The following is a 693-nucleotide window of genomic DNA, read 5'->3' as shown; positions in this document are numbered from 1 at the left end:
CTACAAAATTTATTGTACTGTTTGGTCCAATCTGCCTTACATCTCCATTGTTAACAGCAAGATTCCAACCTGTTTTGCTGAGAGTTTCTACAGCTTTCAGCTGCGCAACATTTACGGCATCAGTGTCGTTTGTACCAGCGGAAACACCTATAATCTGTCTGGTTGTACCATTCTTAGAATCACCAATACTGAGCGCACCATACTTAGATTTCCAAATGCCGTCATCTTTATCTGATTTTTTTCCAGTACTAGGATCATAGCCTCCAACACCAGCAGCAACATCAGCTAAAGAATTTGCCCCCAAAGCAATACCGCTATCAACTAAGGCTTTTGTGAGACTACCAAGAGCAAGTGCATTTTCAGCGTTTTTGCCAACGCTGGCACGGTCACCAAAAGCAACCGCTCTGTGAGAACCGTTTTCAACTTTTGCCTCTCCACCCAAAACAAGCGCATATCGAGCATCTGCAGCAATATAGGCACCAGAACCAAGGGCAACCGCATACCCAGACAAAGCTTTTGCATTGGCACCAATAACAACTGAAGAGATGCTCTTAGCTATTGCACTGGCACCAAGAGCAATCGAACCTTTACCGTTAATTTGTGCGTTATGACCAAGAGCAACCCCACCCTCAGCAGAAACAGATGCTTGTGTACCTAAGGCAATGCCGTTTAAAGAACCATTCTGAATATCAG

Annotated in this window: 1 pseudogene; it reads right to left on the bottom strand. The window is 44.3% G+C overall.

Annotation, left to right across the window (positions count from 1 at the left end):
* Nucleotides 1-693: pseudogene (locus tag J7R07_RS07960) on the bottom strand (Vomp family autotransporter); the annotation flags it as partial.

The sequence above is a fragment of the Bartonella phoceensis genome, assembly GCF_902825145.1.
GTDB lineage: Bacteria > Pseudomonadota > Alphaproteobacteria > Rhizobiales > Rhizobiaceae > Bartonella > Bartonella phoceensis.
This window is presented reverse-complemented; position numbering and strand designations above follow the sequence as displayed.